A 20,150-nucleotide genomic window follows, 5' to 3' on the forward strand; every position below is an offset into this window, starting at 1 on the left:
ATGTCCGATACGGCTCAGGCCGGTTTTGTCGCCGGTACAAATAAACCCGGGTTTCTGACGCGCCTTTCCTTCGGGATCGGCGGGGCAGCTGAGGGCATAAAGAATAACGGGTTCGATTATGTCCTGTTGTTCTTCTACAGCAACATCCTGGGCGTCGATGCCGGCCTGGTCGGCATGGCGCTTCTGGTCGCGCTGATTGTCGATGCGATTTCGGATCCGGTTGTCGGTTACTGGTCTGACAATCTCCGCACCCGGTTCGGGCGGCGCCATCCCTTCATGTATGCTGCGCTGGTGCCGGTGGCGCTGGCTTATTACCTGACATGGAACCCGCCAGACGGCATGGACGGAAACGCCCTGTTCCCCTGGCTGGTCGGCATGACCATTTTCGTGCGGCTGAGCTTTACCTTTTACGAAGTCTCCAGCCAGGCGCTGGCGGCGGAACTGACCCAGGACTATGACACGCGAACCGGACTGATGTCGCTTCGCTACTTCTTTGCCTGGTTTGGCGGGCTCACGATCCAGATCCTGTTGTTCAAATATCTGCTGGTTCCCACGCCGGAAATTCAGGTCGGTGTGTTCAATGTGGATGGCTGGAACACCTATGGTGCCATCGCGGCGGTCTGCATTCTCATCGCGGTCTTCCTGTGCGCCGTCGGAACCCACAGTCACATTCCGCATCTGAAGGCACCGCCAGCGGCGCGAAAGCTGACCCTCAGCCGGATCTTCGCCGAGATTTTCGAAACCGTTTCCAACCCGTCTTTCCGCGCGCTGTTCCTGGCGACCCTGTTCGGCCTGATGGCCACGGGCATTTCGGCGACGCTGAACCAGTACATCAATACGATTTTCTGGGAGTTCGATAACGAACAGATCGCCGGGCTGACCATGGGGGTCTATGTCTCGGCAGTGCTGGCGCTGATCATTGCGCCGATTGTCGGCAAGACGATTGGCAAGAAGAAAGGTGCGATCGGTATCGGGATCCTGGCATTCACCATCGCGCCCATGCCGGTCATCCTGAGGCAGTTCGGTTTGCTTCCGCCAAATGGAACGGAGAGCCTGTATAATATCGTGCTCGCCATCACGATCTTTGACCTGGCCCTGATCATCACGACCCAGATGCTGATGGGGGCGATGGTCGCCGACATCGTCGAAGACAGCGAGCTTCAGACCGGCCGCCGTAATGAAGGCATCTTCTTTGCTGGCATCAGCTTCATCAAAAAGCTGTCGCAGGGCGGGGGGGTCATGATTGCGTCTGTCGTGCTGAGCGTAGCGGGGCTGTCCCAGGGCGGCGGAGTTGCGGCAGCCGGGCCGGAGGCCATCCGGTCGCTTGGCTGGGGCTATGCGGTCTCATTGCTGGTTGCCTGGACGCTGATGATCGTCGCGGTTTCCTTCTACCGGATCAGCCGGGAGAGCCATGAGAGAAACCTTGCAGCGCTCGCGGCGAGGGTGGAAGAAGAGACAGCCTCCTGAATTCCTGACTGAATTGTCATGAACCGCCGAATTGCCACTCCCTTGGCGCCGCAATAGAGCCATAGACATGATGCACGCTCTTCGCATGACAAGACATGTTTCAAAGTTCCTGGCGTTGGCCGGGCTTTGCGTGGTGGCCCTTCTGGTGCTGGCGGTTTCCCCCCTTATGGCGCACGCCCAGCGATTGCCGGAAACACGGTCGGAGATCGACCTGACCTTTGCGCCACTGGTGAAGGAAGTCTCGCCTGCCGTGGTGAACGTCTACACCCAGAAAACGGTCAAGACTGGTGTCACGCCGATGGAGATGCTGCTCTATGGCCGCGCAGCCCCGCAGAGCCGTGTTCAGAACTCCCTCGGGTCCGGTGTGATCGTGCGGGAAGACGGTGTGATAGTCACGAACAATCATGTGGTTGAAGACGCTGACTCGTTCCGCGTCGTGCTCAGCGACCGTCGGGAATATCCGGCCGAGCTCGTTCTGAACGACGAGCGGACGGATTTGGCGGTTCTGAAGATCGATACAGGCGGCGATACGCTGCCCGTTCTCCATTTTGCCGACACGCGCGAAGCCCAGGTCGGAGATCTGGTCATGGCCATCGGCAACCCGTTCGGGGTCGGCCAGACGGTGACCAGCGGCATTATCTCCGCCACGGCGCGGACTGATGTCGGCATCTCCGACTACTCCTTCTTCATCCAGACCGACGCGGCCGTGAACCCGGGCAATTCGGGTGGCGCTCTCGTGAACATGAGAGGCCAGCTTGTCGGCGTGAACACGGCGATCTTCTCCCGTGGTGGCGGATCGAACGGGATCGGCTTTGCCATTCCGTCCGAGATGGTGAAGCGCGTCGTTGATGCTGCCATGAATGAAGGCACCTTTGTGCGTCCATGGCTTGGCCTTGCGGCCCAGTCAGTCAGTTTTGACATGGCGAAGGCTCAGGGCCTGTCCCGCCCGATCGGCGTGATGGTCACCGAAGTCTATGATGGGGGGCCGGCGGACAAGGCAGGCCTGCGGCGCGGCGATCTGGTCACCGCCATCGACGGCCGGGAAGTCTTTGACGAGAAGGGCCTGAAATTCCTCGCGGCCATCCGCAATCCCGGAGAAAAGGCGCAGCTGAACGTTCTGCGCGGCGGACGGAACCAGGTGATCGGCGTGAAGGTCGAGCCGCCTCCGGGGGCGACCGAAGCGGACATCGTGTTGCTGGAAGGCCAGGATGTATTCAACGGGGCCCGTGTTGTTGAACTGTCACCTCGCCTCGCGGAGGAGAATGGGCTCGATCCGTTCCAGAAGGGCTCCGGCATCTATGTTTACTCGGTCGCGCGCCGCTCCATCGCGCGCAACTACTTCCGGCCGGGAGATGTTATCCGCTCCGTCAACGGAAAGAAGACCACGACCGTGAAAGATCTCGAAGCCGTCTTGCGCGACTCCGACCGTAGCTGGGATATTGAGCTGGACCGCAACGGGCGGACCATCCGGGGGACAGTCCGCCTCTAGCGCGAGATCAGTTCGCTTTCGCGTGCAGGACCACCGGAAGGTGGGTGTATCCCAGGACGAAGTTCGACAGGACACGTTCCGGCTCACCGACGACTTCGACATGCTCGAAACGGTTCATGATTTCTTCCCACAGGATGCGAAGCTGCATCTCGGCGACGCGATTGCCCATGCAGCGGTGAATGCCGAAGCCGAAGGACACATGGCGCCGGGCATTCTGGCGGTCGATCAGGAACTCGTCCGGCCGTTCGATCGCTTCTTCATCGCGATTGCCTGAAACGTACCACATCACCACCTTGTCGCCTTTGCGGATCTTCTGTCCACCGAGTTCGGTGTCTTCCGTGGCGACGCGGCGCATATGCGCCAGTGGCGTCTGATAGCGAATGATCTCAGATACCATGTTCGGAATCAGCGACGGGTCGGCTTTCAGCTTCGCATACTGGTCCGGGAATTTGTTGAGGAAGTAGACTCCGCCCGAAATGGAGTTCCGCGTCGTGTCGTTGCCGCCGACGATCAGCAGCATCAGGTTGCCGAGCAGTTCTATCGGGTTGTTCACCATGTCCTTCGTCTGGGGATCATGGGCGAGCAGGGAGATGAAATCGAATTTCCGGGGCTCAGCCGCGCGCTGGTGCCAGAGCTCGGTGAAGCTTGCGAGGCACTCGTTGAGATGCTTCATCCGCCATTCCATGTCGGCCCCGGCCACGCCAACCGCGTCTGACGTCGTTGCAACGTCGGACCAGAAGGGCAGCTTGTGCCGGTCTTCGAATGGATAGTCGAACAGGGTGGCGAGCATTTGCGTCGTCAGTTCGATGGAAACCCGGTCCACCCAGTTGAATTCCTGGCCGACCGGCAGGCCGTCCAGAATATTGCAGACGCGCTGGCGGATCAGGTCTTCCAGCTCTGACAGCTGGCTGGGAGCGACAGCGGGCTGAGCGGCCTTGCGCTGGATGTCATGGATCGGTGGGTCCATGGCAATGAACATCGGCGGCTGGAAATCGTCTGACGGATCCCCGATCACGATGCTGGGGACGGACGAGAAAACCTTGTGGTTCGAATCGACGGCGATGATGTCGTTGTACTTGGTCACAGACCAATACGCGCCGACCGCGCTGTCCGGGCAATAATGGACAGGCGCTTCCTGGCGCAGCCGGCGGAAATACTCGCCCTGTTTGTTTTGCTGGAAGATTTCCGCTTTCGAAACGTCAAACCCTTCCAGCGGCAGGCTCCAGGGGTCTGGTACTTCCACGTCAATCGACTGTGCTGTGTCGGCCATATTTTCCTCCCAAACAGGCATTTTTTTGCCCTTATGGGGAGGAGAGTACGTGCGAAGCCTGTTTCTGGGAAGTTTTTATGCCGCCCCAATTGTTGTGCGGTGCAACAAGCGATCGTGCCCGGCATATCCGCCGGTGGCCATGTGCAGCAGGCAGCGATTGTCCCACATCAGCAACATGTCGGGCTTCCATTTGTGCCTGTACTGGAATTCCGGCCGGGTCTGCCAGCGATAGAGTTCGGTCACCAGCTCCCAGCCTTCATCATGCTCCATCCCGGCAATTCCCACGATATAGCCGGCACAGCCAAAAATGGCCTTGCGGCCGGTCTCGGGGTGCGTGCGGATGATGTCATGGCGCTCCGTCGCGTCCGCATCGGCAGACGGGCGGATGTCCATGCTGCGTCCTTTGGCTTTGTCATCATCGCCATACATGCCGACAGGAGAATAGGCGTTGCGGGCCGAGTGTATGGCGTGACGCCCTTCGAGCCGTTTCCGCAAATCATCCGGCATCTGGTCCAGCGCCATGTACTGGTTGGCGAAAAGCGTGTCGCCGCCGCTGGGCGGGATCGTGATGCCGAACAGGCAGGTACCGGCAGGCGGACGCTTCTGGAAGCTCCAGTCGGAGTGCCAGCTCTCGGCAAAGATGGGGGCCGTCTCGTCGGCGGCCCGCTTCACGGCGATAATATGCGGATGGCCCTCGATGGGGGCAATGAATGGGTCATCCCCGAACGGCCCGAAGTATTGCGTAAATCGCTCTAAGTCCGAATTAGTCATCTTCTGATCCGGGAAAGACAGGACCTGGTGGTCCAGCCAGGCCTTCCGGATCTGGGCGATCATGTCCGTATTCAGGGGCCGGGTCAGGTCCACGCCGCGCACAGTGGCGCCGCAGGCCTGCCCGGAGGGGGTAATCTCCAGGCTCATATGCGTTTCCTCCGACACCCACCTTATCACGGCGCGCCAGCTCGCCTAGAACACAGGTCATGAGCGATCTGTTCGAATCTGCCGGTCTGTCAGATGGGGCCCCGCGTCCCCTCGCAGACAGGCTGCGCCCTCAGAAGCTGTCCGAGGTTGTCGGGCAGGACCATCTGGTCGGTCCGGATGGTACCCTATCGCGGATGCTGCAGGCCAAACGCCTGTCGTCCATTATCTTCTGGGGCCCGCCCGGCGTCGGGAAAACAACGATTGCCCGGCTACTGGCGCAGGAAACCGATCTCGAATTTGAGGCAATCAGTGCAATCTTTTCAGGCGTGAAGGATTTGCGCGCGGCGTTCGACCGGGCTGAGGGCCGCCGGAAGGTTGGCAAGGGAACGCTCCTGTTCGTCGATGAAATCCACCGTTTCAACAAGGCGCAGCAGGACGGATTCTTGCCCTTCGTCGAAAGTGGCGTGGTCACGCTGGTCGGTGCCACAACGGAGAACCCGAGTTTCGAGATCAACGGCGCGCTGTTGTCGCGGTGCCAGGTGCTCGTGCTCAAAAGGCTGGAAGAGGCGGCTTTGCTGGAGCTTGTCCGGCGTGCCGAAGCGCTGGAAGGGCGCGCCTTGCCTGTTGTGGAAGAGGCCATCGCGCCGATCCTTGCCATGGCGGATGGGGATGGGCGCTACCTTCTGAATATTGTTGAGCAGATTTATGCGCTTGCCGGACCGAAGGCGGTGCTCAGCCTGCCGCAAGTGACGTCCGGATTGCAGAAGCGGGCCCCAGCTTATGACAAGACAGGGGACGGCCATTACAATCTGATCTCAGCCTTGCACAAAGCGGTCCGGGGATCTGACCCCGATGCGGCACTCTACTGGTTCGCGCGAATGATCGATGGCGGTGAAGATCCGCTCTATCTCGCCCGCAGGCTGGTTCGAATGGCAAGCGAAGATATTGGCCTGGCGGACCCGACCGCTCTGATGGTGGCCAGCGAGGCGGCCCGGGCCTATGAACGTATGGGGTCTCCGGAAGGAGAGCTGGCACTCGCGCATGCAGTCATTCATCTTGCCACAGCGCCGAAGTCCAATGCGGCTTATGTGGCGTGGAAAGCCGCACTCCGGTCGGCACGCGAAACCGGTAGCCTGATGCCTCCCAAGCATATTCTGAATGCGCCGACTGCCATGATGAAAGATCAAGGCTATGGCGAAGGCTATGCTTATGATCACGACACGGAGGAAGGTGTTTCAGGTCAGAATTACTTTCCGGATGGCATGCCCCGCCAGTCCTTCTACCAGCCCAAGGGTGAAGGTCGTGAAAAGCCGATTGCCGAGCGCCTGGCCTGGATTGCCGGTATCCGGGAACGAAAGGGCGGCAAGTGACGCGTAACCGCCCTGTCCCAAAAGTCAGCGCTGAGGATGCCGCTTTTGTGCGGGAGCTGGTGATCTACGAAGATGACAAGGTAATCGTTTTCGACAAGCCGTCTGGGCTGGCCGTACAGGGAGGTGGAGGCATTGAGCGGTCGCTGGATGAATTATTGGCGGCATTCGCAAGATCTAACGGGAAACGCCCGCGCCTCGTGCACCGACTCGACCGTGGAACCTCTGGCGTGGTCGTCACCGCAAGGACTCAGCCGGCGGCCGCATTCCTGTCTGAAGAATTTGCAGCCCGCCGGACAGAGAAAGTCTATCTCGCGCTGGTCCGGGGTGTTCTGCCTCCCGAGGATAGTGGAACCCTGAACACGCTTCTGGTCAAAGTCGAGGAAGGCGGGCGGCCGCGCATGATCGCCGTAAAGTCAGGCCGCAAAGGCGCGCAGGCTGCGACAACGCATTGGCGGATACTGGCCCGGAATGGAGATGCAGCGCTCGTTGAGGCGCGTCCTGAAACCGGCCGGATGCATCAGATCCGCGCGCACTTGTCCATCGCGGGTATGCCCATACTTGGAGATTGGCTGTATGGGATGGGAGCAGAGAGTGCACCGCGTCTGATGCTGCATGCCAGAAGGCTGGCGATCCGGCATCCGGACGGAGACGTCATGCATTTTGAAGCGCCCGTCCCGAAAGACTTTGCCGCACTGGTATCTGGTTTGGGGCTTCAGTCCGGCTTGTAGTAGCTGCGGTACCAGTCGACGAAGGACTCAATGCCGCGCTGAACATCCGTGGTGGGGACATATCCCGTCAGGGCCTGTAACAGGCTGACGTCCGCATAAGTCTGCTTCACATCCCCGGGCTGCATGTCGAGCATGTTCTTGACGGCCTTTTTGCCAATGGCGTGCTCAATCGCCTCAATATAATCCATCAGTCGGACCGGCGCAGCGTGGCCGATATTGACCAGGCGGTACGGGGCGACAGGGCTCAGGGAGTCATTTCGCATGACCGGCTGCCCGGCAACCGGCGGCGTGTCGATCAGACGGCGGATCGCTTCAACCAGATCATCGATATAGGTGAAGTCGCGCATAAGGTCGCCATGATTGTAGACGTCGATCGGTTCGCCTTTGAAAATGCGGTTGGTGAAAAGGAAAAAGGCCATGTCGGGCCGTCCCCATGGTCCATACACGCTGAAGAAGCGGAGCAGGGTCGTTGGTGTGCCATAGAGATGAGAGTGGCTGTGCGCGATCAGTTCGCTGGACAGTTTGGAGGCGGCATAGATCGTCAGCGGATGCGGTGCCGGGTCTGTTTCTTCAAATGGAAACTTTTGATTAGCGCCGTAGGCTGATGAAGTGGACGCCAGGACGAGGTGCTTGGTTTCATGCTGCCGGGCCAGTTCGATCACGTTGAACGACCCGACAATGTTCGAGGTGATATATTCGCGGGGGTGTTCGAGACTGTAACGGACACCAGCTTGTGCCGCGAGGTGGACCACGACATCCGGTGTGCTGTCGCGAAAGGCCATTGTCATGGCAGCTTCATCTTCCACCTTCACTTCATGCATGCGGAAGTTGTCGTGAGCGTCCAGCCGTTTAACGCGGTCGCGTTTCAGGGAGACATCGTAATAGTCGGAAAAGCAGTCGACCCCTGTTACCTCGTGCCCTTCCTTCACGAGGCGCAAAGACAATTCGTTGCCGATAAAGCCGGCGGCACCGGTGACGAGAACTTTCATACCTATGACCTGTTTTGCCTCCCGGGCTATATGATCGCTGCTGTCCGTACAAGCAGGAGAAACCGCAAACAAGAAAGGCCTTCCGATACGTCGAAAGGCCTTTCCAATTCAGTTATGGGCCGGCGCCCTTGCTTACCGCTCGCGGATACGCGGACCCATGGCCTGCGCTTCGCCGGAGCTGAGCGCGCGAGCCGTTGCGAGTTCTTCCAGGAGGGCCTGGACGTGCTTGTCATCCGTCAGGCTGGAAATGGCCGCCATAGACTCGGCCGTTTCTGCGGATGCGCCAAACAGGCTTTCCAGGGCTTCGAAGCCGGATTTGCGGTGCGGATAGTAGATCAGGCGCGGTGTCGTATCTGCATCGATGCCTGCCAGTTCTTTCGCCTTGGCAATCGCATCGGTGTAGGAGCCGATCTCATCAACCAGGCCGCGTTCGAGGGCGTCTTCACCGCTCCATACATGACCCCGGGCCACTTCATGTACCTGGTCATAGGTCATGCCGCGGCCGTCGGCGACGATGCCGACGAAGCGGTCGTATCCACGTTTGAGCGATGCTTTGACTTCCGCTTCCTGCTCGGGCGTGAACCGGTCCATGCCGTAGGCATCGGCAAATTCGCCGCCGACCGAGATCGTGTCGAACGTGATGCCCAGCTTGTTGAAGCCACCGGCGAGGGCGAACTTGCCGCCAAAGATGCCAATGGAGCCGGTGATCGTGGACCGGTTGGCGACGATGTAATCAGCGCCAGCCGAGACGTAATATCCACCCGAAGCAGCCAGCGAGCCCATGGAGACCACGACCGGCTTGCCATCGGCCTGCACCCGCTCAATCGCGTTCCAGATCTGGTCCGAAGCGGTTGGCGAGCCTCCGGGGCTGTCGACGCGGAACACAATGGCTTTCACCTTGTCGTTCTTGCCCGCATCGAGAATGGCCCGGGCAACCGTGTCCGAAGCGAATGCTGGTGCGGACTCAAAGGGAGAGCTGCCTTCGGAGCTTCCTGTGACAACAGCGCCTTCACCGCCGACAATGGCGATCGCCGGCGCCTTCAGGGGCAGGGAAGGCGGGGTGTAGCTGGCGAGGTCAATAAACTCGGCGCCTTTACCGGCTTTTTCCTTCGCAGCCTCTTCGGCCTGTTCGGGATAGCCTTCCTTGTCCATAAGCTTGTTGGCGATGACCTGTTCCGATGTCATCGGGCCGCTTTCCAGGATGGTTTTGACCTCGGCAACCGAAAGGCCACGATCTGATGCAATGTCATCCAGCGACTGCGTCCAGAGGGATTCCGCCAGCTGTGTCATCGCTTCGCGGTGCGGCTCGGTATAGCCGGTCTCGTTGTAGGAGTTTGGCGCATTCTTGTATTCATAGAAGGGATAGATTTCCGGGGTGACGTCGATCTTGTCGAACAGGCCCTTCAGGAATTCCGTCTCGAAGGTCACGCCCGCAGCGAAGACTTCGGAGCCAGGCTGGATCCACACTTCATCTGCCGGCGTAATCGAGCGGAGGGCGGACGGGCCGCCAACACCAAAGGCGCCTTGCGTGTGTGCAATCACGAATTTTCCTGAGTCGCGGAAACTGAGCAGCGCTTCACGCAATTCTTCCGCGCGGGAGCTTCCGATGCCGACGGTAGCGCCTCTCAGATAGAGGCCTTTCACCGAGTCGTCAGTTTCCGCTGCCTGAAGTTTGGTCAAAAGGTCTACAAAACCGGGCGTTTCTGAAAAAGCTGCAAATCCGCTGACAGGCGCCTGATCCGTGTATTCCGTGTTCAGGTCGAGCGAGAGAACGATGTTGTCCGGCGCATCCGGCGCGGAGGAGGCAGCGCTGAAAATGATTCCGACGAAGAAGATCGCCATCAGGATCAGGAAGACGAACATGGCGACGAGGGCACCTGCCATCGACAGGAAAAATGTTTTCATTGGGGTGTGGTCTCCGGTTCTGACCAAGGGGCGATGTTACGCTGATATTGTCGATTATCGATAAAATGTAAAGGTCAGCCTCTGCTGAGAGGCGAAATTTGCAGCAAATAACACATATAGCGAAAGAACTGCTGGGATGCGGTGCGAACGGGTGTTGCCAGCGAAACAAAGAGTGGCTATCTCGGCGCCTCCGTTGGGGTGTCGCCAAGTGGTAAGGCACCGGTTTTTGGTACCGGCATTCCCAGGTTCGAATCCTGGCACCCCAGCCACTCTTTCCTGTCCACTTATGTGCATGGCTGTTTCCGGACCGGTTTGCGTCCGGGACCTGACTGATCTAGCACGTCCGCACTGCAGCCGACGTGTTGCGTTCGAGCGGGCGCCGGATATTTTCTAAATGAATCGTAAAGCCTTGTTGATCGTGTCACAGAGGGTTGTTAGCGTCCTGTTTCACAGCTAAGGGCTTTGCCGCAGACCTGCCAGAAGGCGGGCCGATCAGGGATCAACGACAGAGGGCGGATAACGTCCCGAAAAACTCAGGGGAGGTGTTGGGCGGTCTCCGTCTCTCTGCTTCCAAGGGAACTTGCCTCGTTTGTGTGTGAGGCACTGTAAGGACCGGGACGCTCTCGCTAGCAGAGTGCCCGTATGTCGGATTTCCCGCGCGACACCAGCGCGACCGTTTGGAGAGTGAGAGGCAAACCTCATGAAGAAACTTCTGTCACCAGCTCGCGGCGTGATTGCCGCGGCGCTTATCGCAGGACTGGCCATCCCGGCCCAGGCCCAGTTGCGCCAGGCGCTCGATGTGGGCGAACAGGCGACCCGCAAAGCTGAGCAGGTCCAGAACCAGATCAACCAGCTGGACGACGAGCGTACCGACATGGTTCGCGAGTATCGTACACTCCTGCAGCGCCGTGACGCCGCAGACCTGTACGCGAAACAGCAGGAACTGGTTGTTGCCTCGCAGCGCGAAGAGATTGTCTCCCTGACCGAGCAGCTCGGCTCTATCGACGACATCACCGCACAGACCGTCCCGATGCTTCTCAGCATGGTCGAGGATCTGAAAACTTTCGTCGCTGCCGACCTGCCGTTCAAATCGGTTGAGCGTTCTGCACGCCTCGAAGCCCTGGACGGCGTCATGGCACAACCGGACGTGACCCCGGCCGAGCAGTACCGCCTCATCATGGAGGCCTATCAGGCCGAAATGGAATACGGCCGCACGATCAGCACGTGGCAGGAAGAAATCGACATCGACGGCAACCCGACCACCGTCGACATGTTCCTCTACGGCCGCGTCGCGCTCGTCTATGTGACGCCGAACGGCAAAGCCGCCGCCTACAACCGCTCCACTGGTTCCTGGGAAGCGCTTCCGGGCAAGTACGTCTCAGACATCCAGAAAGCCATCCGCGTGGCGCAAGCCAAGGCGCAGCAGACCGTGCTGTTCGCCCCGGTCCAGAAGTTCCAGGTCCAGTAAGGCCAGGCTCAGAGAACTAAGAGGAAAACCGTAATGTTGAATTTCAAATCCTCGCTGAAGGCTCTGGGTGCAGCATCGCTGCTCGGCCTTAGCGCAATGACGATCGCCGCACCCGCGTCCGCTCAGTCCCTCGCAGACGTGCTCAAGCGTGTTCAGGCTGACTCCAACGAGATGACCGCCGAAAATGCGCAGCGTCTGAAAGAGTTCCAGCAGGACAAAAACGCTCAGGAAGCCAAAATGGCGGAAGCCCGCGCCGCCCTGAACGCAGCTGAAGCTCGCGGCCGTGCACTGGGCACAGAGTTCGATGCGAACGAAGCTACGCTTGCTGATCTGGAATCCCAGGTCACCGCACAGGCTGGCGACTTCCAGGAACTGCTCGGCCAGTTCCGTTCGGCAGCTGGTGAAACCATGCCGGAAATCGCGAACTCCTTCGCAAACTTCGACTATCAGGGCCGCGTTGAAGGCATCGCCGAAATCGCAGAAGCCCGTACGCTTCCGAACCGCGCTCAGCTTGAGCGTCTTCCGAAAGCGATCCTTCAGGAAATGATTGCCCAGTCCGAAGTGAAGACCTTCACCGCCACGGTTGATGGTGTTGGTCCGGACGCGTCGAACGCCGATGTCGAACTGATGCGCGTGGGTGTGTTTACCGCCGCAACGACCGACGGCGCGAAATTCGTCGAGGTCAAAAAGAAGGACAACGGCGACACCTACCTCCAGGCCTTCAAGACCCAGCCGGCTGGTTCCTATGCTGGTGCAATGAAGTCGCTGATCAATGCCGGTCCTGACCAGCTCGTCCGCGCGCCGGTCGACCCGTCGAAAGGTAACCTGTTCGGCATCCTCGGCGACCTGCCGGTCCTCAGCGACCGTATCAAGCAGGGTGGCCCGGTTGGTGCTGTCATCATGTTCCTGCTGGCGATCGGCCTGCTGATCGGCTTCTACAAGATGTTCACCCTGTTCACGATGGGCGGCTCCATGCGCAAGACGGCGAAAACCCGTCAGGCCGGCGACGGCAACCCGCTGGCACGCCTGTTCGAAACCTACGAACAGAACCGTGGTTCGGACATCGAGACGCTGGAACTCAAGCTGGACGAACAGATCCTGCGTGAATCCCCGCGCATCGAACGCTTCAACGACATCGTGAAAGTCCTGTCGGCTGTTTCTCCGCTGCTCGGTCTTCTCGGTACCGTTATCGGTATGATCATCACCTTTACGTCGATCACCATCTACGGTGCCGGCGATCCGAAGCTGATGGCTGGCGGTATCTCGGTCGCTCTTATGACCACCGTGTTCGGTCTTGTTTCCGCCATCCCGCTTCTGCTGGTCCACGCGATCATCGCCTCGATGGCTCGTGGCAATCAGCAGATCCTCGACGAGCAGGCTGCTGGCCTGATCGCTGAGAAGGCGGAATCCCTGCGTGGTGCGGCGTAAGCCGCTCCCCGTAGCCTCAACTGAGGAGGAGCCCGTATGGGTTTGCTAGACTTACAAGCTTTCCTCGACCGAGGCGGTCCGGTGTTGCTGGTTATTATGTTTGCAACATTCGTGATGTGGGCACTGATCCTGGAACGTGTGTTCTATTTCAGATTTGCCCATAAGCAGGTGGCCGCTGAGGCGATTGCGGAGTGGCGTTCGCGCTCCGACAGGAAATCGACCTTCGCTCACTGGATCCGCGATAAGCTGGTTTCAGAAGTCCGCATGAAGGCGGAGCAGAATGTCAGCCTGACCAAGGCAATGGTGTCTCTGGCACCGCTGCTCGGTCTGCTGGGTACCGTGACCGGGATGGTCGCCGTGTTCGACGTTATGGCGATCACGAATGGTGCAGACGCAAAGGCCATGTCGGCCGGTGTGTCGCGTGCCACGATCCCGACCATGGCCGGCATGGTGGCGTCTCTGTCCGGCATTCTGTTCACCTCCGGTATGGACCGCCGGGTTGCCCGCTCGGTCCAGCAGGTTGAAGATGCGATGGAGATTAGCTGATGCGAGGACGTTCACACGAAGCGCCTGAAGAGGCCAATGTCGACCTCACACCGATGCTGGATGTTGTGTTCATCCTGCTCATCTTCTTCATCGTGACCTCGACCTTCGCGCAGGAAAAGGCGATGGGCCTCGAGCCGCCGCCGCCGCCTGCACCACCAGATCAGGAACAGCAACAATCTGTGCCTGCCATTCTGATCTATGTGGATGAGTCCAATATGATCACGGTCAACGGCCGGAACACTGACATCGGCTCTGTCCGGGCCAATATCGAGCGTGTCCGTGCCGAAACACCGGAAAGCCAGGTCATAATTCAGGCACATCCGCGTGCGAAGAGTGGTGTCATCGTCCTTATCCGGGACGCCGCCTATAACGCCGGCTATCAGACAGGGGTTAACCTTGTTCTGTCGCAGGACCAGTAAGAGGAGCACCCAATGGCACGCAGAAAACGCCAGTCCATGGCAGCTGGGGGTGCAGAGGATGATGTGAACCTCACGCCGATGCTCGACGTGGTTTTCATCCTTCTGATCTTCTTCATCGTTACAGCGCAGTTCATCAAGGAACCGGGTGTGGCAATCATCCGTCCGGACGTGGACAACAAGGCAGATGCCAAGCCGCTCGCCATCCTGATCGCGATCAATTCGGAAAGCGAAATCTACATCGACAAGAAGCTGATCTCTCCGGAGGAAGTTGGCTTCACCATCAAACAGATGCGTGAAGACAACCCGCGCGGTGAAATCGTCGTCCAGGCCGATGTGAACTCGACTGCCGAAACGCTCGTCGATGTGATGGAGACCATCAACCGCCTCGATGGTGCCACCGCCATCAATATCTCGGCCAAGATTGAGTAGGAGAACGCCATGTTCACTAATCCCCTGACGAGACTTCTGGTTGGTGTCGCTATCGCCATTCCGATCGTTTATCTTCTTTTCATCGTCATGAGCCAGCTCATCTCAGTGAAGGAAGTGAACCTGGAAAAGGGTGAGCAGCGGGTCCTGACTGCCATCACGCCTCAGCAGCAGGATTCCGAAGTTCGCACGCGTCAACGTTCGAAACCCAAGCGGATCGACTCGGCCAAGAAGCCGCCGCCGCCGCCGAAGGTTTCCGCAACGAAGTCCAACATCAATCTGCCAACGCCGCAGATTGAGGGCGCTGCGCCGACCGAGCTGAATCTTGGCCGCATGCAGTCGCTGGCAATCGACCCGGTGGCAATTTCCGACCGGGACGCTCAGCCGATCCGTCCGCCGGTGCCGACCTATCCGCAGCGCGCTGCGGAGCGGGGTATCGAGGGATCCTGCGAAGTTCGTTTTGACGTGGATACCCGCGGCAAGCCTTACAACATCCAGGCAACCTGCACGGACAGCGTCTTCACACGCGAAGCAGAGCGGGCCGTTGGCCGGGTTGAATTCGCACCGAAGATTGTCCGCGGTAAAGCGGCCGAACGCCGGAACGTGGTTTACCCGCTGGAGTTCAAGCTTCAGTAAGCCGCTGACTTTATTGTAATTATCCTGGAAAAGGGCGCTCTTCGGAGCGCCCTTTTTCGTCTCGCAAGCGGTGTCTGGTTCGCCTGAAGCGGTGCGTAAAGCTTCAGCGCCGCACATTGTGCATTGCAATCATCGATAGGAAGAGTTTGAGGGCAGGGCTCAAGTTTCCCTTGCGTCATGATGATGTTTATGTAATGTAATCACATAAAATAACTTGGAGGAAAACGATGATCCGTGTTCAGGGAAAAAGCTTTGGCGGAGGCGCGCTTGTCGCGCCGCTTGGAGTGGCAAGCGCGCGCAGAAATCTTGGGCAGGACAAGCGTTTCCTGACCTCTATCGTGCCGGCAGCAGCAGTGACGCTCGGCCTGTTCCTTACCATGACCCAGCTGATCCAGGTCGAGGAAGTCGAGTTGACGCCCGTAGCGCATCGGCCGTTGACCGCAATCACACCGCAAAGCGAACCTGTTGAAACAAGACGCATCGACCGGGTGCCTGCACCTGTCGTGGATATGGAGCTTCCGCCCATGCCGCCGGTCTCCAAAATTGCTTCGAAGGTTGGTGGTTTGCCGGTGCCGGTGATCGATCGCGGAGATTGGGGGCTTCCGAGGGAAGCCGTCCGCTTTGCGCCGCCCGCACCACAGGCCATCGGCGAACGTGTTGCCCAGGCGATCAGGCCGCCTGTCGCTTCATATCCAGGAGATATGGCCCGGCGTGGAATGGAAGGGAGCTGTGACGTCTATTTCAGCCTGAGTACACGTGGTTTGCCCTACGATGTCACCGCCACATGTTCGCATGCGGGATTCGAAAAAGAGGCAGTCAGGGCGGTCAGTAAAGCCGAGTTCCTGCCAGAAATCAGGCAGGGGCTGCCTGTGGAGTCGCACAATTATGTCTATCCAATGGAATTCAGGCTGCAGTGATGTGGAATCAACGCGTTCGCATGTGTATCAGCATTGACGAGAGGGTTGCGACCGAACCATACCAGGGGCAAGTCACGACCAAGCTGGAAACGGGTCATTTGGCGCAGATAAAAAGCCTCAGAAGCCGCGCTGAAGTCCTTGATCCTGCCGGGCAATTCCGGTTGATTGGGCACAACTCCGCTACACCAGCGGTCAGGAGAGGAATTATGGGTATCAGATCTGTTCTCAAAGGCGCCGTCATTGCCGGCTTCATGGTGTCGGTTGGCGCCGGTTCGGCACTTGCTCAGGCTTGCGAAGAAACAGAGTTTTCGTCGAAGACCGGCCAGATTTATCTGGAAGCCGAACAGGCGGCGATGACGAATAACGATTACACGACAGCTGCGAACAAGATGAACCAGCTGAAAGCGATGGGGCTGAACTGCTACGAAGAGGGCGCTGTCCTTAAGCTATCGGCCTATATCAACATCCAGAAAGGTGATCGTAAGGCTGCTGTGAACGATCTCCTGTCGGCCCTCAACAAAGGCTATATCGCAGACAAGGACCGGGCGCAGACCTACTACAACATCGCCCAGATCTACCTGCAGGAAGAGGACATCAACAAGTCCCTCGAATATATGACCAAGTGGCAGCAGGCTGGCGGCAAGCCAGACCGGACCCAGAAGTGGCAGCTGGCGGTCCTGTACCAGCGGGTCGACAACTTCAAGGAAGCCATCAAATGGGCTGAAGAGGTCAAGGCCGATGACGGCTCCAAATATGACCAGCAGCTCTATGATCTGCTGATCTTCCTCTACAACCAGGCTGACGACAAAGCGAAACTGGCCAGCATCCTTGAGGAAGTGGTCGCCCACAATCCGACGGAACGTAAGTACTGGGATGCGATTGCCGGCAACTATTTCGCCAGCAACGAAGAGCGCCGTGCGTTCGAAGTCCAGAAAGCAATGTATCTCGCCGGTATGCTGAAGACCGAAGACGAGATCATGCGGATCGTGAACTTCTACAACCGGTTCAACGTGCCTTATCAGGGCGCCAAGATCCTTGAGAAGGAAATGAATGCCGGGCGTGTTTCCCGCAGCCTTGACCACCTTGAGCTTCTGGCAAACCTCTACCAGGTGGCCCGCGAGCACGAGAAAGCCATTCCGGTGATCCAGGCGGCTGCTGAAGCCGGTGGCGGCGGTGCCATGTATGAGCGCCTCGGCCGGTCCTATGCCGACCTCCAGCAGTGGGAAAATGCTGAAAACGCCCTTCAGAAAGCCCTCAGCATGGGTGGCGTGAAAGATCCGGGAACCGCATGGGTCCAGATCGGCCAGTCCCGCTATGAGCGTGACGACCGTGCCGGCGCCCGCGAAGCTTTCCGCAAAGCCAACAACCGCGCGGGCAGCAGCTGGCTCGGCTTCATGGCTTCGGAAGAGGCGACGGCCGCAGCGCTCGATTGCTTCCAGTATCAGTCGGCCCTGCTGAACGTCACCAACGAAGCCAAGATCTGTAAGCGTCTGTCGGTGCTTGGCGAAGATCAGATGACGGAAAACTGCAAGACCGTGAACGAGCGTCTTGATGCCGCTGAGAAGGCCTTCAATGAAGCGCCGTCCTGCAAAGGCCAGCAGACCTGATCTATTACTGACCAGACTTCTTGAAAGCCCCGGCAGCTCGCCGGGGCTTTTTTATTTCCGGGCTTCTTTTATTTCAGGTGTTCAGTTGTAGGCGCTGAGGATCTCGTCGACCGCGCGTTCGAGATCTTTCAGGGTCGAGACATGCGTGACCTGAGCGCAGAAAGGCGCGTAGCGCGGGATGACGCTATCGCCCGTACCCCACAGACCCGGGGCTTCCGGATTTAGCCAGATCACGCGCTTGGCCCGGGCAGAGAATTCCCGGAACAGATCCATCCGCGGATCGCCATAGTTCGACCGGGCATCCCCCAGGATGAGGAGCGTGCTGCGGCGATCGATGATCTGTTCGTGATGGATCTTCAGGTCCGACCAGGCCTGGCCATAGCTGGTGGATCCCATTCCGTATTCGCGCAGGATCTTGGCCATCGCAGTTTCGAAATCATTCTGTTCCAGAACCTCATCCACCGAGCCGAGCCGGAAGGAAAAGGCGAACGCGTGAAGGTCCGGCACAACGTCCTTCATCGACCAGAGCAGTAGCAGCAGGAAACGCACATATTGGGCGACCGAGCCGGAGACGTCGCAGATGACGACAATCTTCGGCTTGTCCTTCCGCTTCTGGCGCCAGACGACATTGAAGGGCACGCCGTCGAAGCCGGCATTGGCGCGCATTGTCCGGCGCACATCCAGCTGGCCGCGATTGCGGCGGCGTTTGCGGCGGGAGTGTTTGACGGCGAGGCGTTTCGCGATCTTGGCGATCAGGCGCTTCATCCGCTCCATATCGCTACGGTCGATGGCGGAGAGTTTTTTCTCTGCCGCATAATCGTCGCGGAATTGTTGCGTCTCTCCGGCCCCGAAAACCTGGAAGGCTTTTTCGGCGCGCTCCCGTGCCTTCATCGTGACATCGCGGCGGACATCAATCAGTCGCTGGGCTTCGGCGTCGCCGTCCTGTCCGCCTTGTTGCAGGGCTTCCAGAAGGCGGGCCTGCAGAGCTTCGCCGCCCATCTGTTTCACCATTTGCTGGGCGTAGTAGGCTACCTGTGTCGAGAAGCGGATGTCATCCACGCCTGCGGCCTCAGCGGCCTTTTCAAGGGCGAGAGAGATGGCGCTTTCGTCGCCGGACTCCATCAGGTCGACCAGGTCGGACGCATCTTGCTGTGTGGCGGAAGAGTCGGAGGACTCTGTCTCTTCCTGTTCACTTCGGCGGGCAGTCTCCTGCCTTGAGAAATAGAGTTCGAACAATTCATCGAACGTGATTTTTTCTTCCGGCGATTTGGCCAGTACGCAGGCCAGGGAATCCTTCAGCATGCTGCGGTCTGCATAGCCGATGAGCTTCAGCGTATGGGCGGCGTCGAGCGCCTCGCCGGTGGAGACCCGCACATCTGATGAGCGCAGGGCACGGATGAAGTTGGTCAGCGGGCGTTCCATTGCCCCGTCAGCCTCCCGTCGTCATCCGAGATCCGGGTAGCCGGACGCCGTGCGGCTGCCGGGTTTCTGGGCGGCGGCTTCGCGCAGCATTTTCGGCACTTCCGGTCCGATCACCGCAATGTCGCTTTCATGCTTGAGCAGCACATTCAGCGTGTCGCGCACGAAGGTTTCGTCCAGCGCCGTGGAATGCAGGAGCAGCAATGTCTTCGCCCAGTCCACGGTTTCGGCAATCGAAGGACGCTTCTTGATATCGACTTCGCGAACGGACTGAACGAAGGAAATCATCTGGTCCAGCAGCGCTTCTTCCAAGCCTTCAACGCGGGCGCGGACGATGCGGCGTTCGCGGGCATGGTCGGGGAAGCCGATATGCAGGTGCAGGCAGCGGCGCTTCAAGGCGTCACCCAGTTCCCGCACATTGTTCGAGGTCAGAATAACCAGTGGCGGCACGTTCGCCGAGATCGTCCCGATCTCCGGCACGGTGACCTGATAATCGGAGAGAACTTCCAGCAGGAAGGCTTCGAATTCCTCATCCGATTTGTCGATTTCGTCGATCAGGAGGATGGAGCCGACTTCCTGTTTCATCGCCGTCAGCAGGGGGCGGCTTTCCAGGAATTGTTCGGAGAAGAACAGGTCTTCGAAGGAAGAGAGTTTGCCAAGCGAGCTTTCCAGCGAGCCGGCATCGCCGATCACTTCGTTCAGCTTCTCTTTCAGGATCTGCGTATAGAGAAGCTGCTTGCCATATTTCCACTCATAGAGCGCCTTGCCTTCGTCGAGACCTTCATAGCATTGCAGGCGCAGGAGCGGCAGGTCGAGCCAACGTGAGAGCGAAGCGGCAAGGTCCGTCTTGCCGACACCGGCCGGGCCCTCGATCAGAATTGGCTTGCGCAGGCCGTGGGCCAGGAAAACGGCGGTCGAAATCTGCTTTGTCGAGATATAGCCCACGCCTTCGAGGCCCGCAGTAATCGCGTCAACGGAAGTCATCGGCTCGTAGCCGGTGGTAAGGTCTTTTGACATGATTTCAGGGGTAGGGCCGGGGGGCGAAGCTGGCAAGCCATATCGCAGGGGCAGCGGCGCCAGCGCGTCCGCCCGGAAACGCGGCTCACGCTCCGGCAAAAGTCCTGATTTTGGCGAGGTTCAGCTCGTGT

At 59.0% G+C, this 20,150-nt stretch carries 18 protein-coding genes and 1 tRNA gene; 13 read left to right on the forward strand and 6 right to left on the reverse strand.

Annotated elements, in window-relative coordinates:
- Both HJA_RS15875 and HJA_RS15880 read left to right on the forward strand, forming a co-directional pair.
- A complete protein-coding gene (locus HJA_RS15875) occupies nt 1-1,467 on the forward strand; it encodes an MFS transporter (RefSeq protein ID WP_035584031.1) in 1,467 nt (488 codons plus the stop codon).
- A gap of 67 nt (nt 1,468-1,534) precedes the next feature.
- Nucleotides 1,535-2,956, forward strand: a complete 1,422-nt coding sequence (locus HJA_RS15880; protein WP_241764389.1) for a Do family serine endopeptidase — start codon at nt 1,535-1,537, stop codon at nt 2,954-2,956.
- A gap of 7 nt (nt 2,957-2,963) precedes the next feature.
- Here HJA_RS15880 and HJA_RS15885 read toward each other — a convergent pair whose 3' ends face one another.
- Both HJA_RS15885 and HJA_RS15890 read right to left on the reverse strand, forming a co-directional pair.
- Nucleotides 2,964-4,226: a cytochrome P450 gene (locus tag HJA_RS15885; RefSeq protein ID WP_035584037.1), complete on the reverse strand. Its 1,263-nt coding sequence runs from the start codon at nt 4,224-4,226 to the stop codon at nt 2,964-2,966.
- A 75-nt stretch (nt 4,227-4,301) separates the two neighbouring features.
- Nucleotides 4,302-5,144 (reverse strand): TauD/TfdA dioxygenase family protein, encoded by an 843-nt coding sequence (locus tag HJA_RS15890; RefSeq protein ID WP_035584040.1) that lies wholly within the window; start codon nt 5,142-5,144, stop codon nt 4,302-4,304.
- Between the two features lie 59 nt (nt 5,145-5,203).
- On the opposite strand from HJA_RS15890, the gene HJA_RS15895 reads away from it, so the two are divergent.
- Both HJA_RS15895 and HJA_RS15900 read left to right on the forward strand, forming a co-directional pair.
- Nucleotides 5,204-6,514 carry a replication-associated recombination protein A gene (locus HJA_RS15895; protein WP_035584043.1) on the forward strand — a complete coding sequence of 437 codons (1,311 nt, stop codon included), beginning with the start codon at nt 5,204-5,206 and terminating at the stop codon, nt 6,512-6,514.
- Entirely contained in the window at nt 6,511-7,242 is a 732-nt protein-coding gene (locus HJA_RS15900; RefSeq protein WP_035584046.1) for an RluA family pseudouridine synthase, read from the forward strand. Before HJA_RS15895 ends, HJA_RS15900 begins: the two co-directional genes overlap by 4 nt.
- Here the strand turns inward: HJA_RS15900 and HJA_RS15905 are convergent.
- Nucleotides 7,227-8,231, reverse strand: a complete 1,005-nt coding sequence (locus tag HJA_RS15905; protein ID WP_035584049.1) for an NAD-dependent epimerase/dehydratase family protein — start codon at nt 8,229-8,231, stop codon at nt 7,227-7,229. The genes HJA_RS15900 and HJA_RS15905 overlap by 16 nt on opposite strands.
- 132 nt (nt 8,232-8,363) lie before the next feature.
- On the reverse strand, nt 8,364-10,136 hold the full coding sequence (gene sppA / locus HJA_RS15910; RefSeq protein ID WP_035584052.1) for a signal peptide peptidase SppA: 1,773 nt from the start codon (nt 10,134-10,136) through the stop codon (nt 8,364-8,366).
- 194 nt (nt 10,137-10,330) lie between these two features.
- On the opposite strand from sppA, the gene HJA_RS15915 reads away from it, so the two are divergent.
- The 9 genes from HJA_RS15915 (at nt 10,331) to HJA_RS15955 (ending at nt 17,583) form a co-directional block, all read left to right on the forward strand.
- A tRNA-Gln gene (locus tag HJA_RS15915) sits at nt 10,331-10,405 on the forward strand.
- 431 nt (nt 10,406-10,836) lie between these two features.
- Nucleotides 10,837-11,604, forward strand: a complete 768-nt coding sequence (locus tag HJA_RS15920) for a DUF3450 domain-containing protein (RefSeq protein WP_035584055.1) — start codon at nt 10,837-10,839, stop codon at nt 11,602-11,604.
- A 33-nt stretch (nt 11,605-11,637) separates the two neighbouring features.
- A complete protein-coding gene (locus HJA_RS15925; RefSeq protein ID WP_035584058.1) occupies nt 11,638-13,032 on the forward strand; it encodes a MotA/TolQ/ExbB proton channel family protein in 1,395 nt (464 codons plus the stop codon).
- A gap of 96 nt (nt 13,033-13,128) precedes the next feature.
- Entirely contained in the window at nt 13,129-13,578 is a 450-nt protein-coding gene (locus tag HJA_RS15930; RefSeq protein WP_241764390.1) for a MotA/TolQ/ExbB proton channel family protein, read from the forward strand.
- A complete protein-coding gene (locus tag HJA_RS15935; RefSeq protein WP_035584061.1) occupies nt 13,578-13,997 on the forward strand; it encodes an ExbD/TolR family protein in 420 nt (139 codons plus the stop codon). The genes HJA_RS15930 and HJA_RS15935 overlap by 1 nt, the downstream gene beginning before the upstream one ends.
- A 12-nt stretch (nt 13,998-14,009) precedes the next feature.
- Nucleotides 14,010-14,426, forward strand: coding sequence for an ExbD/TolR family protein (locus tag HJA_RS15940; RefSeq protein WP_051597791.1), 417 nt, complete (start codon nt 14,010-14,012; stop codon nt 14,424-14,426).
- 9 nt (nt 14,427-14,435) lie between these two features.
- A complete protein-coding gene (locus HJA_RS15945) occupies nt 14,436-15,059 on the forward strand; it encodes an energy transducer TonB (RefSeq protein ID WP_035584067.1) in 624 nt (207 codons plus the stop codon).
- A gap of 227 nt (nt 15,060-15,286) precedes the next feature.
- A complete protein-coding gene (locus HJA_RS15950) occupies nt 15,287-15,976 on the forward strand; it encodes a TonB family protein (RefSeq protein WP_051597792.1) in 690 nt (229 codons plus the stop codon).
- 206 nt (nt 15,977-16,182) lie between these two features.
- A complete protein-coding gene (locus tag HJA_RS15955; RefSeq protein WP_035584070.1) occupies nt 16,183-17,583 on the forward strand; it encodes a tetratricopeptide repeat protein in 1,401 nt (466 codons plus the stop codon).
- An 81-nt stretch (nt 17,584-17,664) separates the two neighbouring features.
- Here HJA_RS15955 and HJA_RS15960 read toward each other — a convergent pair whose 3' ends face one another.
- On the reverse strand, nt 17,665-19,005 hold the full coding sequence (locus HJA_RS15960; protein ID WP_035584073.1) for a vWA domain-containing protein: 1,341 nt from the start codon (nt 19,003-19,005) through the stop codon (nt 17,665-17,667).
- Nucleotides 19,006-19,026: 21 nt separating this feature from the next.
- Nucleotides 19,027-20,019 (reverse strand): AAA family ATPase, encoded by a 993-nt coding sequence (locus HJA_RS15965; RefSeq protein ID WP_035584076.1) that lies wholly within the window; start codon nt 20,017-20,019, stop codon nt 19,027-19,029.
- Nucleotides 20,020-20,150 lie beyond the last annotated feature (131 nt).

The organism is Hyphomonas jannaschiana VP2, from assembly GCF_000685215.1.
GTDB classification, from domain to species: Bacteria; Pseudomonadota; Alphaproteobacteria; order Caulobacterales; family Hyphomonadaceae; genus Hyphomonas; species Hyphomonas jannaschiana.